We start from the raw sequence: 13909 nt of genomic DNA on the forward strand, positions 1-13909 counted from the left end.
TCCCGCGATCCGTGGTGCGGATGCGTGATCCGCGGGCGGCGTTGCTACGGAAGCCGGGTCAGTCGGGCATCGAGTTCAGGAACGGGCAGCCCGCGAGATTCCGCAGCGCGCGGGACAGTTCGAACACGTCGGAGACCGGCCGCGCGAACGGGAGGCGGACGTCGGAGTCGCTGTCGAGTCCCTCGATGCGGAACCGGATGCCGAAGCGATCGAGGCCGAGCGGCCGCACCCGTCCGGTGCGCAGCTCGACGGGAAGCTTGCGGACCAGTTGTCCGACGATGTCGGCGTGGTCACTGTCGAGATGCTCGAGCCAGCTGCCCTCGTGCTCCCAGAAGGGGTCGGGGTCGGCGTCGGCGAGCTCGGTGGCCGACACCGACGTCGCGCCGTCCGAGGACGCGATGACCGCGGTGTCGACCTGCAGACGCATCATCGACGCGCCGTGTCCGATGTCGAGGAGACCGTCGTCGGGGTGTTCGCCCGCGATCTCGATGGCCAGGTCGCGTTCCAGGTCGCGCGGGACCTCGTGCAACGTGCCGTTCAGCCAGATCACCGAACGCACGCGTTCACGCAAGTCGATGGGTGCCCAGTCGGTGACCTCGAGCATGGCGGGCACGCCCTCGGCGCCGTCGACGGTCCGCATCGCGTCGCCGTCGGTGGGGACGAGGACGAAGGCCTGGGACTCGAAGAGGTGCACGACGTCGATCGGGGTGGCGTCCGCGCCCTCGACGGCCAGGATGGCGGAACCGCCGCGACGACAAGCCGTCTGGATCATCTCGGCATCCGTGGGGCGGTCGGTCGTCGTTCTCGTCATGACAGTCTCTCCGGTCGGCGTCGCGGGGCGCGGGTCGTTTGAAAGGTAACCCTAACCTAAATACCCGGAGCGCACGCGTCAATGGTTTCGACGCCCCTGCGTAGAGCCTGGGACACATGCGCGAAAGGGTCTCGGCAGGCCTGTTCCACTAGGCTCGTGTGGTGCCTGTGATCGCCTACTTCGGCCCGCCCGGAACCTTCACCGAGATGGCGCTCGACGCGGTCCTCGCCGAACAACAGTCCGCGGACGGCCTCGACCTGTCGGGCGGGGTCGACCGGGTCGCCGCGTCGAGTCCGGCCGCCACCATCGCCATGATCCGCACCGGAGATGCCGACTACGGCTGTGTGCCGATCGAGAGTTCGCTGGAGGGTTCGGTGCCGGCGACGATGGACGCCTTGGTGCCGCCCGCGGCCGACGCCGCCGACGGTCGGGTGCAGGCCTTCGCCGAGACGGTGCTCGACATCTCGTTCGCGATCGCCGCAGCCACCCCGATGTCCGCGGCCGATGTCCGCACGATCGCCGCCTACCCGGTTGCCTCTGCGCAGGTGCGTCAGTCGATCGGTGGGCTTTTCCCCAACGCCGAGTTCGTGATCGCGAGCTCCAATGCCGCTGCCGCGCAAGACGTCGCGGCCGGGAAAGCGGACGCCGCGGTCACCACGGGGCTCGCGGCGCGCCTGTCCGGACTCGTCGTGCTCGCCGACGGCGTCGCCGACGCGCGGGAGGCGACCACGCGGTTCCTCCTGCTCGGCAGGCCCGGGGTGCCGTTGCCACGCACCGGCGCCGACCGCACCTCGGTCATCCTCGACCTGTCGAACGAGCCGGGTAGCCTGATGGCGGCGATGAACGAATTCGCCTCGCGCGGAATCGACCTCACTCGTATCGAGTCGCGCCCGCAGCGCGACGAGGCCCAGGGTCGCAGCATCGCCGGCCGGTACCGGTTCTTCCTCGACGCGGTCGGGCACATCGACGACGCGGCCGTCGCCGAAGCCCTTGCCGCCCTTCACCGCCGGTGCGAGCGGGTGGTGTTCCTCGGCTCGTGGCCCGCGGTGCGCACCACGGGCTCCGCGCCACCGGACCACACCGAGTCGCTGGCCTGGGTCGACTCGATGCGTCGGGGAGGCGAGTGATGGCGCGGCTGCATCTGGTCCGTCACGGTGAGACCACCTCGAACGTCATGCGTCGCCTCGACACCGCTCTTCCCGGTGCCGCACTCACCGATTTCGGTGCGCGACAGGGTGTTCGGTTCGGTCTCGAGAACGTGCCGGAACAGCACGCGGTGCTGCTCAGTTCACGCGCGCTCCGCGCCCGGCAGACCGCCGAGCTGATCGGGTCGGTGTGGGATGTGGAGACCGCGGCGATCGACGGCGTGCACGAGGTCCAGGCCGGCGAGCTCGAGGACCGCTCCGACCGCGAATCGCATGAGGTCTTCCAGGACATCATGCACCGCTGGCACGCCGGCGACCTCGACGCACGCATCCCCGGCGGCGAATCCCTCGCGATGGTCTACGACCGGTACCTGCCGACGGTCGAGGACCTCGCCGACATGTACCTCACCGGACCGGACCAGCGCGATGTGTTCCTGGTGAGTCACGGTGCGGCCATCCGCCTGATCGCCGCCCGGCTCGCCGGGATCGACTCCCGGTTCGCCGCGGCGACCCACCTCGGCAACACCGGTTCCATCGAACTCGAGTACTCCGACGGCATCTGGGTGTGCACCCGATGGGGAGCCACGACGGCCCCGTTCGAAATCGCCGACGAGCCGCTCGTCGACGAACCGATGGGCTGACGGCGTCCCTCCGCTCCCTGAGGAGTGAGCTTGCGACGTCACCCCGTTCCCTGAGGAGCGAGCTTGCGAGCGTCACGAAGGGTTACTTGATGATGGCGTCGACTGTCTTCTTCAGCGCCGAGGGCTGCGACGGGCGTCGGGGAGCCTTCTCCCGGCGGCGCAGCATCTCCTCACCGATCTCCCGGAGCTCCTTGCGGCTCAGCGTCTCTCGGACCTTCGGGAACCACTCGTCCTCTTCCTCCTCGATGTGGTGCTCCACGTTCTCGATCAGGACGGTGGTCTTGGCGTCGAACCGTTCGTTGTCCGGTGAGAGAGCGGCCAACTCGACGACGAGTACGTCGGCGACGTGGTGCTCCTCGTAGGACTCGAGGATGTCGTCCTCGAGATCGGGGACCCGCTTGCGGATCTCGGGGTACATCACCTCGTTCTCGATGTAGGTGTGCACGGTGAGGGCCTCGATGATCTTGTCGACGATCTTGCCCTTGGTCTTCACGGCGTTGTCGCCCTGCGACCTGAAGTCGCGGAACAGTTTGCGGATCTCCTTGTGGTCGTCCCGGAGGATGACGATGGCGTCTGAGGACATGGACGTACTCCTGAGATAGAGGGCTGCTCGATCTGCTATCCCTCGTACCGCGTTTCGCCGCAGGTCAAACATCGAGACGGCGGCATCGGCGCGCCGGCCACGCCACTAGCCCCAGCCGTTGGCGTGCAGCCACTCGTCGTCGATGCCGAAGTGGTGTGCGATCTCATGGACGACGGTGACCGCCACCTCGTGGACGACCTCCTCCCGCGAGTGGCACATCGCGAGGATGGGGTCGCGGTAGATGGTGATGGTGTCCGGTAGGAATCCGCCGTAGTCGGTGGTCCGCATCGTCAGTGCCACACCGTGATACAGCCCGAGGATGCCGGGTTCTTCCGGGTTGTGCGGTTCGACGAGGATCACGACGTTGTTCATGGCGTCGGTCAGTTCGCCGGGGATGGTGTCCAGCGCGTCGGAGACCAGCCCGTCGAACTCGTCGTCGGACATGTACACGGCCATCGGGTCAGCCCGCCGGGGCCGGTGCTTCGGCGGGGTTGGGCGCGATGCCCGGCGGGAGCGGCACCGGCGTCGGCAAGGCCCGGCCCGGTGGCGCCTCCGGGGGTGCGACCGGCGCACGCCCGTTGATCAGCAGTGCGCCGCCCTTGGCGTCGCCCACCAGGGTCGCGAAGCCGCCGCGCTTGTCGGGTAGCCCGAGGTAGCACACCACCTTGCGGCTTCCGGCGAGCCAACTCGGCTCGCTGAGCACCGACCACTGGACGTTGAGCGTGGTCGCGTCGAGCTGCTTGCGCCCGCCCACGAACCGTTCGGCCTGGACCGGGCAGATCGAGCCGAGGTAACTGTTCTGGGCGCCGGTCGGCGGCCACGGCTTGTTCGACATCCGGTCGCCGAAGCGGACCGACAGATCAACGATCCCGGTGGTCTGGAAGGCATGCGGCTCAGCGCAACTCACCGCGAATCCGGTCGGGGTTCGGGTTTCGGGATCGATGCCGACGCAGGTGCCCTCGGGCCAGACGTACGACTGGTTCTGGTCGGCGACCCGGCCGGAGAACTGGACCGGGGCTCCGTCGGCGCCGTTCTCCTGGACCCCGCACCGCAGCTGACGCGCGCCCTTGTCCCACTGCACCTGGGAGGGGTACATCATCCCGACGGCGAAGCGGCCCTGCGGGTCGAGGCGCCCGGCGAGATACTGGTCCACCATCACCGGGCACTGTTCGTCGCGGATCGTCGCGAACCGCTCGGCGCCGGGCCACAGAGCGTCTTCGCCGAACTCCGCGCCGGGGATCAATGCGGTGTCGATGGCTCCCGCGACCTCGAAGCGGTGTTTCTGCTCGCACGGCACATCGACCGGCTGGCCGGGGTTGCCGGCCGGCCAGTCCAGACAGTCACCCGCGACCGACTTCGTGAAGGCGTTCTCGACCAACCGCTCACCCTCGCCGATGTTGCTGCCGCCGACGCTGCCGCTGTCGTCGAAGACCCCCGCAGCGAAGGCGATCCCGCCCGCCACGAGTGCGCCGACGACGATCGCGCCCAGGACCACGAAGACCGGGTTGCGGGCGAAAGCGCCTGGTCGGCGGGGTCCGCCGGCCGGTGCGTCGGCGTCGGCGGGGTGGCTGCGGTCGGGGTCGGGCGCGTTCATCGGGATCCATCATGCCTAACGGACCGGACGGGGCACACCCTCGTGCGCCGATGGCCGGACCGGGCCGATGCAGCGCATGACCGCGCCGGTCGGGTTCGCCAGACCGGTTCCTCATTCCCCGTCGGGTGCCAGGTGCCGGGCGGTGAGTCCGGTGAGCTCGCTGCGAAAGCCCTCGTAACCCGTACGGAGCCGATCCCCGGGCCAAGCGTCGGGGAGGAGTTGCCCGGGCAGGAGCGGGTCGCGGAGGATGTGCCGCACGATGGCGGCGGCGACCTCGAATCGATCGGCGACCGTCGCCGCGGCAGCGAGTGCGTCGAGCAATTCGTCCGCGGCCCCCGCCCAGGTCGACGGGGTGAACAGTCGTGCGGCCAGCTCGGTCGACGCCTCCTCGGGAGCCGCGCGGAAGAGACTCAGACGACGGCGTAGTTCGGGCGGTAGCTCGATGTCGAGGTTGGCCGGGCGGGCCCAGACGCCCTCCCGGATCTCGCCGAGCCGGGCCTTCCGCAGCGTGTCGCGCAGCAGCGCCCGTTCGGTCGAGCTCTCCGAACCGATCGTCACGATCGCGAGATCCCAGCTGCCGTCCCAGTCCCGCCGTGCCGGATGGAGTGCCCGGTCCTGGCGCAGCTGTCGTTCGACCAGGCGGGGCGAGAGTCGGCATCTGCCGTCGATGCGTTCCAGATCTCCCGCCGCGACCAGTCGCGTCAGCGCCACCCGGACGGTCGATTCGCGGAGCCCGAGCTCGGTGGCCGTGGCCAGGAGCCCGTTGATCGACGCATCGGGGGAGTCGAGGCCGAGGAGGGCGCTGAGGATGACCGATCGCGCCGTGAGCTTGGGAATGTCCACGCGTCCGGGCACGGCGTCGATGCTATCGGGCGGGTTCGGCTCGGCGGCGACGACGGGTATTACAAGACTCTGGCGCACAGCAGAATGATGTAATACCGTGGATCACGACCTCCACCAGGAAGCGGGTTCCGCCATGTCCACCCACGTCGTCACCAATCAGGTCCCCGAACTCGTCGACTTCGACGCCGCGGACAATCCGGCCATCTCCGAGGCGGTTCACCGCGCGGGCGCCGACCACATGCTCGAGGACCTGCACCGGATCGGCCGTCTCGCCGGTGGTGCCGAAGCGCTCGGATGGGGAGACCTCGCCGAGTCCCACCCGCCGGAACTGCGGACGCACGACCGCTACGGCAACCGGGTGGACGAGGTCACCTACGACCCCGCCTATCACGACCTGATGCGGACGGGTATCGGTTTCGGTCTCGGTGGTACCGCATGGTCGGACCCGAGTCCGACGGCGCACTTCGAGCGTGCGGTGAAGTCGAGCGTGTGGGGTTCGGTGGACGCCGGGCACAGCTGCCCGTTGTCGATGACCTACGGGGTGGTGCCGGCACTGCGGGCCAACCCCGAACTCGCCGGGCTGTACGAGCCGCTGCTCGTCTCGACGACCTACGATCCCGGTCTCCGGGCGCCGCTGTCGAAAGCGGGGCTGACCGCCGGAATGTCGATGACCGAGAAGCAGGGCGGCTCCGACGTTCGCGCGAACACCACGACAGCCGTCGTCCAACCGGACGGGACGTACCGCATCACCGGCCACAAATGGTTCACCTCCGCACCCATGTGCGATGTGTTCCTGGTGCTGGCGCAGGCGCCGGGAGGTCTGTCGTGCTTCTTCGTGCCGCGGGTGCTGCCCGACGGCTCCCGCAACACCTTTATGCTGCAGCGGCTGAAGGCCAAGCTGGGCAACCACTCCAACGCGAGCAGCGAAGTCGAGTACGACGACACGGTCGGGTGGCTCGTCGGTGACGAGGGCCGCGGGGTGGCGACGATCATCGAGATGGTGAACATGACCCGCCTGGACTGCACCCTCGGCTCGGCGACCGGCATGCGGGTCGGCGTCGCCCAGGCCGCCCATCACGCCACCCACCGCCGGGCCTTCGGCGCCGCGCTCGTCGACCAACCGCTGATGCGCAACGTGCTGGCCGATCTCGCGGTCGAGTCGGAAGGAGCCACGATGACGGCACTGTGGCTCGCGGAACTGACCGACAAGGCGACCGCAGGCGACACCCGGGCGGATGCGCTGCGGCGGATCTCGCTGGCGGTCAGCAAGTACTACGTGTGCAAACGCGCCCCGATCCATGCCGCCGAAGCGCTGGAGTGCCTGGGCGGCAACGGATATGTGGAGGAGTCGCGGATGCCGCGGCTCTTCCGGGAGTCGCCGCTCATGTCGATCTGGGAGGGGTCGGGGAATGTGGCTGCGCTCGATGTGTTGCGGGCGATGGCCAAACAGCCCGACACGGTGACCGTGTTCCTCGACGAGATCGACAGTGCGGCAGGGGCGGACCGGCACCTCGACGCCGCGGCCGACGAACTCCGACGGGAGCTGGGCGACCTGGACGCGATGCAGTACCGGGCCCGGCGGGTCGTCGGCCGCATGGCCCAGCTCCTCCAGGCCTCCCTGCTGGTGCGGTACGGCCATCCGGCGGTCGCCGATGCGTTCGCCGCGAGTCGGCTCGGCAACGACCGGGGGGACGTGTTCGGCACGCTGCCGTCGGGGATCGACACGGCGTCGATCATCGAACGGGTGACGCCGAAGACCGTGCAGGACAACGTCCGTGGATGAGTCGTCCGGCTCGCCGCCGGCCGCGTGGCGCAACGACCTGCGCGGCGGTCCGGACTCGTTGTTCACCGGCCGCGCCGGACGTGAGCCGGATGTCGACTACCGCACGCTCACCTACGAGGTCACCGGCCGGATCGCCCGTATCACCTTCAACCGGCCGGATCAGGGCAACGCGATCACCGTCGACACCCCCGTCGAACTGTCGCACGCGGTGGAGCGCGCCGACCTCGACCCCGGTGTCCACGTGATCGTCGTATCCGGGCGGGGCAAGGGTTTCTGCGGCGGATACGACCTGTCGACTTTCGCCGAGAACGGCGGCGACCCGTCAGAGGCCGTCGATCCCCATGCCGTCAACCCACGGACCGGCACTGTCCTCGATCCCGTTGTGCAGGCACGCAATCACGACCCGGGCCGCACCTGGGATCCCATGATCGACTACGCGATGATGAGCAGGTTCAACCGCGGTTTCGCCAGCCTGCTCCACGCGAACAAGCCGACGGTCGCCAAGCTGCACGGGTTCGCCGTCGCCGGCGGCACGGACATCGCCCTCTACGCCGACCAGATCATCTGCGCCGACGACACCAAGATCGGTTATCCGCCGACCCGGGTGTGGGGCATCCCCGCCGCGGGGATGTGGGCTCATCGGCTCGGCGATCAGCGCGCCAAGCGACTGCTGTTCACCGGCGATTGCCTGTCGGGCGCACAGGCGCACGAGTGGGGGCTGGCCGTCGAGGCGCCCTCGGCCGACGAGCTCGACGACCGGACGGAGGCATTGCTCGAGCGGATCGCCCGCATGCCGATCAATCAACTCGTGATGGCCAAACTGGCGCTCAACAGTGCGCTCCTGGCTCAGGGCGTCGCGAATTCGGGGATGATCAGCACGGTCTTCGACGGCATCTCCCGCCACACCCGCGAGGGCTACGCCTTCCAGCAGCGGGCCGCAACCGTCGGGTTCCGGGACGCCGTCCGCGAACGCGATGAGATCAACGGCGACTGGAAGCGTGCTCAATTCCGGTCGCCGACAGAGTGATCGACGCCGCACTGGCGTGAGCGAACTGCGCCCCTCGCCCTGCTCCCTGAGGAGCGCCCGGAGCTAGCGGAGGGCGCGGCCCCCACCGCCCCCTGAGGAGCGTCCGGAGCTTGCGGAGGGCGCGTCACGAAGGGCCCGGCGTCCGAGGCGGTGCCCCCCGGTGCACCCGTCCGGCGTCTGTGACTGGTGGGGTTTCTGTTCACCACAGTCCACCACGGTTCACCACTGGGGCGCGATTGACGGCGACTGCTGCGCAACAGGATTCGCGACAATGAGGGCTGTGGAGAAATCTCGTCGTCGAACGTGATTGCGAGTAGCTTGATGTCATGCCCTCGATCACCGAACTCCGCGACACCCTCACCGTCCTGCAACCGCCGCCCGACGACGGCAGTGGCCGCGCGCTACACGAGCGGCTCGACGAACTACGGATGTTGCGCAACGTGCTCGATCACCAGATCGCCGTGCACACAGCACTATTCGACGACACAGGTGCGGCAGCGCGGGCGGGGTCGACCACACGAAACGCACTGATCGAGATGGGCATGCCACCCGCGGCCGCGCACCGCTATGTGCGCACCGCCAGCGGGCTGGAGTCGGTGCCGAAGGTGTTTGACTGTGCCGCCGAGGGTTATCTGTCTGCCGAGTGTGTTGATGCGGTGATCCGTGGAATCACCCTGGTGAACAAGCGATCCGCGTCACCGCTGTCCGACGACGAGCGCAGCGGATATGAGAGCGAGTTGCTTGCGCAGGCATTCTCCGGCGCCACCCCGACCGAGATCGACGACCACGACCGTGGGATCGCCATCCGGGTCGCCGCTACCGACCTCAGCACTGTGGCGGCGGCCGATGATGCGTCGCTGAACACCGTGCACACCCACATCACCGAAGACGGGCGGGTCGCGATCACCGGAGATGTGACCGCGGTGATCGGAGAGAAGTTCGTGTCCATGATCGACGAACGGTCCTGCCCGCGTCCCGAACCCGACGGCGCGACGGATCGTCGCGGTGCGGCCGAGCGCCGTGCCGATGCGCTGGAGCTGTTGTTGGATCAAGCTGCAATCGGCGCGGCGATGACCTCGGCCGGCGCACCCCGCACCCAACTCCTGGTGACCATCCCCGCCGACGGCGCTGATCCGGCACGGCTGCCGTGGATGGGGGCGGTCTCGGAGTCGACGACAAGACGGCTGTCGTGTGACGGCGGGGTGGCCGAGATCGTCCTCGACGACGAGGGCGTGCCGCTACAAATGGGCACCACGAAACGCCTGTTTACGCACCATCTGCGGCAGGCGATCGTCGTGCGGGATCGGTGTTGCGTGAAATGCGGTGCCCCCGCAGCACATACCCAAGTCCACCACCTCGTGCACTGGGCCGATGGTGGTCCCACCGATCTCGACAACGGGTGCCTACTCTGCCAGCGCTGTCACACCCAGGTGCACCACCACGGCTGGCAAGTGGTGATGGGTCCCGACCGGCACCCGTGGCTGATCCCACCCGCCGACATCGACCCGCGACGCCTACCCCGGCCGGCCTACAACCGACGCACCATGCGGCTCGACGACGCTCCCGTCTAGACAGTCCACAGACCAGACCCTCCGGCGTCGACCCGGCGCCACACGACCTTTGACAACTCCACAGTGTGAAACGGAATCACCGGGATCTCGTAGCAAGGACACGGCCTATGGCGCGCCTTTGCGCTACGAGATCCCGGAGAGGATCAGGGTGCGTCGGGCACGAGGTCCGCGTCGCCGGGGGCAGAGAGGGTGAGTACCGCCTCCGTGATTCGCGGGTCGCGCTCCAGCTCGTTCTCGAGTCGCCGGAGAGCGACGGCCACCGAGGACTCGGCGTCGTCACCTTCGAAATCGACTGCGGCGACGAGGAACAGCTGAACGGGCCCGGTGTACTCGACATGCAGATAGGTGACCCGCTCGATGTTGCTGTGCGCGAGCAGGTCCCGGAGGACGCGCTGCTGGACGGCGTCGTCGACCGCCTGCCCGAGCAGGAACCGCCTGTTCTGGTTGATCAGGACGATGGCGACGACTCCGAGGAGCACGCCCACCAGGATCGACCCGATCGCGTCGTAGGTGGCCGACCCGGTGACCTGGTGCAGGAGCACTCCGACGAAGGCGATGGCCAGACCGATGAGCGCGGCCGCGTCCTCGGCGAAGACGGCACGGAGAGTCGGGTCGGAGGTGCGGAAGACCTGTCGTAGCAGACCGATCCGACGCTTGACCGCGCCGCGCTTCGCCTGTTGATACGACCGCACGAACGAGATGCCCTCGAGTACCGCGGCGATCGCCAGGACCGTATAGGCGATGCCGTAATCCGTCGCCGGCTCCGGTGACAGCAGTTCGGTGATGCCGTGCTGCACCGACACCGCGGCTCCGACCGCGAACAACCCGAACGCCGCGAACATCGACCAGATGTACGCCTCACGTCCGTAGCCCTGCGGATGACGGGCATCCCGGGGCCGATGGGCACGTCGTTCCGCGATCAGCAGCAGGATCTCGTTCCCGGTGTCGGCCCACGAGTGGGCCGCTTCGGCGACGAGCGACGCGGAGCCGGTGACCATCGCGGCGCCGGTCTTGGCGACGGCGATCAAGAGGTTCGACACGAACGCGATGACGACCGTCAGGAAACTCTCGCCGGGTCCGCCGGATTCGTGCTGCTCGTCGGGAGGAGTCACTGCGCCGAGTCTCCCACACGATGCGGTGCCCGCGGCCTCACCCAGATCGAGGGAGTGTCGGCCGCGCCTACACTCGCGGGAGTGGCAACCCATTCCGACGATGCATCCGAGGCCGGGCCCGGCATCGACGCCCCGGGCCCCGAGGTCGTCGAACTGGCCACCCGACTCTTCGACATGGCGCGGTCCGGTGCCACCGACACGCTCGCCGGTTACCTCGACGCCGGCGTCCCGGCCGATCTGCGTAACCAGTCCGGTGACTCGCTCCTCATGCTCGCGGCGTACCACGGCCACGCGTCGACGGTGTCGGCCCTCCTCGACCGCGGCGCCGACGCCGACCTCGCCAACGACAAAGGGCAGACGCCGTTGGCGGGCGCGGTGTTCAAGGGTTTCGACGACGTGGTGCAGGCGCTCGTCGACGCCGGGGCGGACCCGCACGTGGGGACTCCGGCTGCCGATGCCGCGGCAGCGATGTTCGGCCGTGAGGACCTGCGTCGGCTGTGGAGCTGAGACCTCCCCGGGGACCGCGGCGGCGTGATCGGGTTCGCATCGCGCTCTCAAGTAGGGTTTGAAGTCGTGATCGACCTGAAGACTGTTCGCGACAACCCCGACCTCGTCCGCACCTCACAGCGCTCTCGCGGTGAGGACCCGGGCCTGGTGGACGCGCTGCTCGCCGCCGACGCCGAGCGCCGGGCGGCAATCGTCGAGGCGGACGCGTTGCGATCCGAGCAGAAAGCTCTCGGCAAGCAGGTCGGTAAGGCACAGGGCGACGACAAGCAGGCGCTGCTGGCCAAGGGCAAAGAACTCGCCGAGCAGGTCAAGGCCGCGGTGGCGCGCCAGTCCGAGGCCGATGCGGCCGCGGCGAAGGCCCATCGGGCCATCTCCAACATCGTCGCCGATGGGGCGCCCGCCGGCGGTGAGGACGACTACGTGGTCCTCGAGCACGTCGGCGAGCCCCGTGACATCGAGAACCCGAAGGACCACCTCGAGCTCGGTGAGTCGCTCGGACTGCTCGACATGGAGCGCGGCGCCAAGGTGTCGGGGTCGAGGTTCTACTTCCTCACCGGCCAGGGTGCGCAGCTCCAGCTCGCACTGCTGAACATGGCCGCGGCGAAGGCCACCGCGAACGGGTTCACCTTGATGATCCCGCCGGTGCTGGTCCGGCCGGAGGTCATGGAGGGAACCGGGTTCCTCGGCGCCCATGCCGACGAGGTCTACCACCTCGACAAGGACGACGACCTGTACCTGGTCGGCACGTCGGAGGTGCCGCTCGCGGGGTACCACATGGACGAGATCCTCGACCTGTCCGACGGTCCGAAGCGCTACGCCGGCTGGTCGACCTGTTTCCGACGCGAGGCCGGCAGCTACGGCAAGGACACCCGCGGCATCATCCGCGTCCACCAGTTCGACAAGGTCGAGGGCTTCGTCTACTGCCGGCCCGAGGACGCCGAGGCCGAACACCAGCGCCTGCTGGGCTGGGAGAAGGACATGCTCGCCGCCATCGACGTGCCGTACCGCGTGATCGATGTCGCCGGCGGCGACCTCGGCTCGTCGGCCTCGCGGAAGTACGACTGCGAAGCCTGGGTGCCGACGCAGGGCACCTACCGCGAGCTGACCTCGACGTCGAACTGCACCACGTTCCAGGCACGACGCCTCTCGATCCGCTACCGCGACGAGAACGGCAAACCGCAGACCGCCGCGACGCTCAACGGAACGCTGGCGACCACCCGCTGGCTGGTCGCGATCCTCGAGAATCACCAGCAACCCGACGGTTCGGTCCGGCTGCCCGCCGAACTCGCCAAGTTCGTGGGCACCGACGTGCTCACCCCGCGGTGAGCTGAGCTCCTGTCATGACCGCCGGCATCGTGATCGCGGTGATCGGTTCGCTGGCGTTCGCCGCCGCAGCGGTGCTGCAGGCGCTGGGCGCCGAGCAGGTCGCGCAGCGAGCGGCGATCCGTGAGGAGCGCCGTCGGTCGGCCGCCGCGCATCCGTCGTTGCGCTCCACGGCGGCCACCATGCTCACGGTGCCGTTCCTCGTCGGATTCGTCTTCGACATCATCGGTTTCGTCGCGACCATCGCGTCGGCACGGCTGATCCCGCTCTTCTTGTCGCAGACGATCATCTCCGCACGGTTGGTGGCCACCGCGCTGCTGGCGATGGTGGTCCTGAAAGTCGGCCTGACGCTGCGGGATTGGATCTCCGGGGCGGTGATCGTGCTGTCGTTGGTGCTGCTCGCGCTCTCGGCGGGCCGCGAAGGCGTGGAGCACGATGCTTGGATGCACTGGGCGGTACTCGTTGCCGGACCGGCGCTGATAGCGCTGGGCGTCATCGTGATGCGCCGCTTGCGTAAGCACATCGCGGCGGTGACGGGTCTCATCGCCGGGGCCGTCTTCGGTGTGATGGCGGTGGCCTCTCGCATCCTGGACGGTCTCGACCCACTCGATCTGTCGGTGTTGTTCACCGACCCCGCGCTGTATGCGTTGCTGCTCAGCGGGATCGGCGGTTTCTACCTGTTCACCGTGGCGCTGCAGACCGGCTCGGTCAACGGCGCGGCCGCCGCGCTGGTCGTCGGTCAGACGGTCCTGCCCGGGGCGGTCGGCATCGCGTTCCTCGGCGACGTCACGCGTGCCGGATGGGGTCCGGTCGCGATCGTGGCCTTCCTCGGCGCAGTTCTCGGCGGCGTCGTACTGGCGTCGTCGGGTGCTGTCACCGCGGTCGAGACGGCCGATGCGACGAATGCGCCTCGCGGGTACGGCCATCCGCCGCGCGAGGTCGAACGGCGATAGGCCACGAGGCCCACGG

General features: G+C 68.7%; 14 protein-coding genes. 8 read left to right on the forward strand and 6 right to left on the reverse strand.

Features of this window, described 5'->3' with window-relative positions; translation table 11 throughout:
- Positions 1 to 58: 58 nt before the first annotated feature.
- Positions 59 to 811, reverse strand: a complete 753-nt coding sequence (locus tag GR168_RS01290) for a DUF2470 domain-containing protein (RefSeq protein WP_159369800.1) — start codon at positions 809 to 811, stop codon at positions 59 to 61.
- Between the two features lie 158 nt (positions 812 to 969).
- Between GR168_RS01290 and pheA the strand changes: the two genes are divergently transcribed.
- Both pheA and GR168_RS01300 read left to right on the forward strand, forming a co-directional pair.
- Complete coding sequence (gene pheA / locus GR168_RS01295) at positions 970 to 1938, forward strand: prephenate dehydratase (protein WP_159369801.1); 969 nt, start codon at positions 970 to 972, stop codon at positions 1936 to 1938.
- Positions 1938 to 2597, forward strand: coding sequence for a histidine phosphatase family protein (locus GR168_RS01300; RefSeq protein WP_058253726.1), 660 nt, complete (start codon positions 1938 to 1940; stop codon positions 2595 to 2597). Before pheA ends, GR168_RS01300 begins: the two co-directional genes overlap by 1 nt.
- An 82-nt stretch (positions 2598 to 2679) precedes the next feature.
- Here the strand turns inward: GR168_RS01300 and GR168_RS01305 are convergent, their stop codons facing one another.
- The 4 genes from GR168_RS01305 to GR168_RS01320 form a co-directional block, all read right to left on the reverse strand.
- Positions 2680 to 3180 carry a hemerythrin domain-containing protein gene (locus GR168_RS01305; RefSeq protein ID WP_159369802.1) on the reverse strand — a complete coding sequence of 167 codons (501 nt, stop codon included), beginning with the start codon at positions 3178 to 3180 and terminating at the stop codon, positions 2680 to 2682.
- 105 nt (positions 3181 to 3285) lie between these two features.
- Positions 3286 to 3636 (reverse strand): metallopeptidase family protein, encoded by a 351-nt coding sequence (locus GR168_RS01310; RefSeq protein WP_058250909.1) that lies wholly within the window; start codon positions 3634 to 3636, stop codon positions 3286 to 3288.
- A gap of 4 nt (positions 3637 to 3640) precedes the next feature.
- Entirely contained in the window at positions 3641 to 4774 is a 1134-nt protein-coding gene (locus GR168_RS01315; protein ID WP_159369803.1) for a septum formation family protein, read from the reverse strand.
- Between the two features lie 111 nt (positions 4775 to 4885).
- Positions 4886 to 5629, reverse strand: a complete 744-nt coding sequence (locus tag GR168_RS01320; protein ID WP_203235880.1) for a PaaX family transcriptional regulator C-terminal domain-containing protein — start codon at positions 5627 to 5629, stop codon at positions 4886 to 4888.
- 121 nt (positions 5630 to 5750) lie between these two features.
- On the opposite strand from GR168_RS01320, the gene GR168_RS01325 reads away from it, so the two are divergent.
- The 3 genes from GR168_RS01325 to GR168_RS01335 all read left to right on the forward strand — a co-directional run bounded on the left by GR168_RS01325 (position 5751) and on the right by GR168_RS01335 (position 9998).
- Positions 5751 to 7400, forward strand: coding sequence for an acyl-CoA dehydrogenase family protein (locus GR168_RS01325; RefSeq protein WP_159369804.1), 1650 nt, complete (start codon positions 5751 to 5753; stop codon positions 7398 to 7400).
- Positions 7393 to 8427: a crotonase/enoyl-CoA hydratase family protein gene (locus tag GR168_RS01330; RefSeq protein ID WP_159369805.1), complete on the forward strand. Its 1035-nt coding sequence runs from the start codon at positions 7393 to 7395 to the stop codon at positions 8425 to 8427. The genes GR168_RS01325 and GR168_RS01330 overlap by 8 nt, the downstream gene beginning before the upstream one ends.
- Positions 8428 to 8753: 326 nt before the next feature.
- Complete coding sequence (locus tag GR168_RS01335; protein ID WP_159369806.1) at positions 8754 to 9998, forward strand: HNH endonuclease signature motif containing protein; 1245 nt, start codon at positions 8754 to 8756, stop codon at positions 9996 to 9998.
- A gap of 143 nt (positions 9999 to 10141) precedes the next feature.
- On the opposite strand, the gene GR168_RS01340 is transcribed toward GR168_RS01335, so the two are convergent.
- Entirely contained in the window at positions 10142 to 11110 is a 969-nt protein-coding gene (locus GR168_RS01340) for a cation diffusion facilitator family transporter (protein WP_159369807.1), read from the reverse strand.
- A gap of 81 nt (positions 11111 to 11191) precedes the next feature.
- On the opposite strand from GR168_RS01340, the gene GR168_RS01345 reads away from it, so the two are divergent.
- The 3 genes from GR168_RS01345 to GR168_RS01355 all read left to right on the forward strand — a co-directional run bounded on the left by GR168_RS01345 (position 11192) and on the right by GR168_RS01355 (position 13893).
- On the forward strand, positions 11192 to 11617 hold the full coding sequence (locus tag GR168_RS01345; protein WP_238994989.1) for an ankyrin repeat domain-containing protein: 426 nt from the start codon (positions 11192 to 11194) through the stop codon (positions 11615 to 11617).
- A 66-nt stretch (positions 11618 to 11683) separates the two neighbouring features.
- Complete coding sequence (serS, locus tag GR168_RS01350) at positions 11684 to 12943, forward strand: serine--tRNA ligase (RefSeq protein ID WP_068972421.1); 1260 nt, start codon at positions 11684 to 11686, stop codon at positions 12941 to 12943.
- 14 nt (positions 12944 to 12957) lie between these two features.
- Complete coding sequence (locus tag GR168_RS01355) at positions 12958 to 13893, forward strand: EamA/RhaT family transporter (RefSeq protein ID WP_159369808.1); 936 nt, start codon at positions 12958 to 12960, stop codon at positions 13891 to 13893.
- Positions 13894 to 13909 lie beyond the last annotated feature (16 nt).

The sequence above is a fragment of the Gordonia sp. JH63 genome, from assembly GCF_009856645.1.
GTDB lineage: Bacteria > Actinomycetota > Actinomycetes > Mycobacteriales > Mycobacteriaceae > Gordonia > Gordonia hongkongensis.

Coding starts and splice junctions, on each gene's coding strand:
- GR168_RS01310 (WP_058250909.1), bottom strand. CDS start 3,636: ATGGCCGTGTACATGTCCGACGACGAGTTCGACGGGCTGGTCTCCGAC.
- GR168_RS01290 (WP_159369800.1), bottom strand. CDS start 811: ATGACGAGAACGACGACCGACCGCCCCACGGATGCCGAGATGATCCAG.
- GR168_RS01325 (WP_159369804.1), top strand. CDS start 5,751: ATGTCCACCCACGTCGTCACCAATCAGGTCCCCGAACTCGTCGACTTC.
- GR168_RS01315 (WP_159369803.1), bottom strand. CDS start 4,774: ATGAACGCGCCCGACCCCGACCGCAGCCACCCCGCCGACGCCGACGCA.
- GR168_RS01305 (WP_159369802.1), bottom strand. CDS start 3,180: ATGTCCTCAGACGCCATCGTCATCCTCCGGGACGACCACAAGGAGATC.
- GR168_RS01355 (WP_159369808.1), top strand. CDS start 12,958: ATGACCGCCGGCATCGTGATCGCGGTGATCGGTTCGCTGGCGTTCGCC.
- GR168_RS01300 (WP_058253726.1), top strand. CDS start 1,938: ATGGCGCGGCTGCATCTGGTCCGTCACGGTGAGACCACCTCGAACGTC.
- GR168_RS01335 (WP_159369806.1), top strand. CDS start 8,754: ATGCCCTCGATCACCGAACTCCGCGACACCCTCACCGTCCTGCAACCG.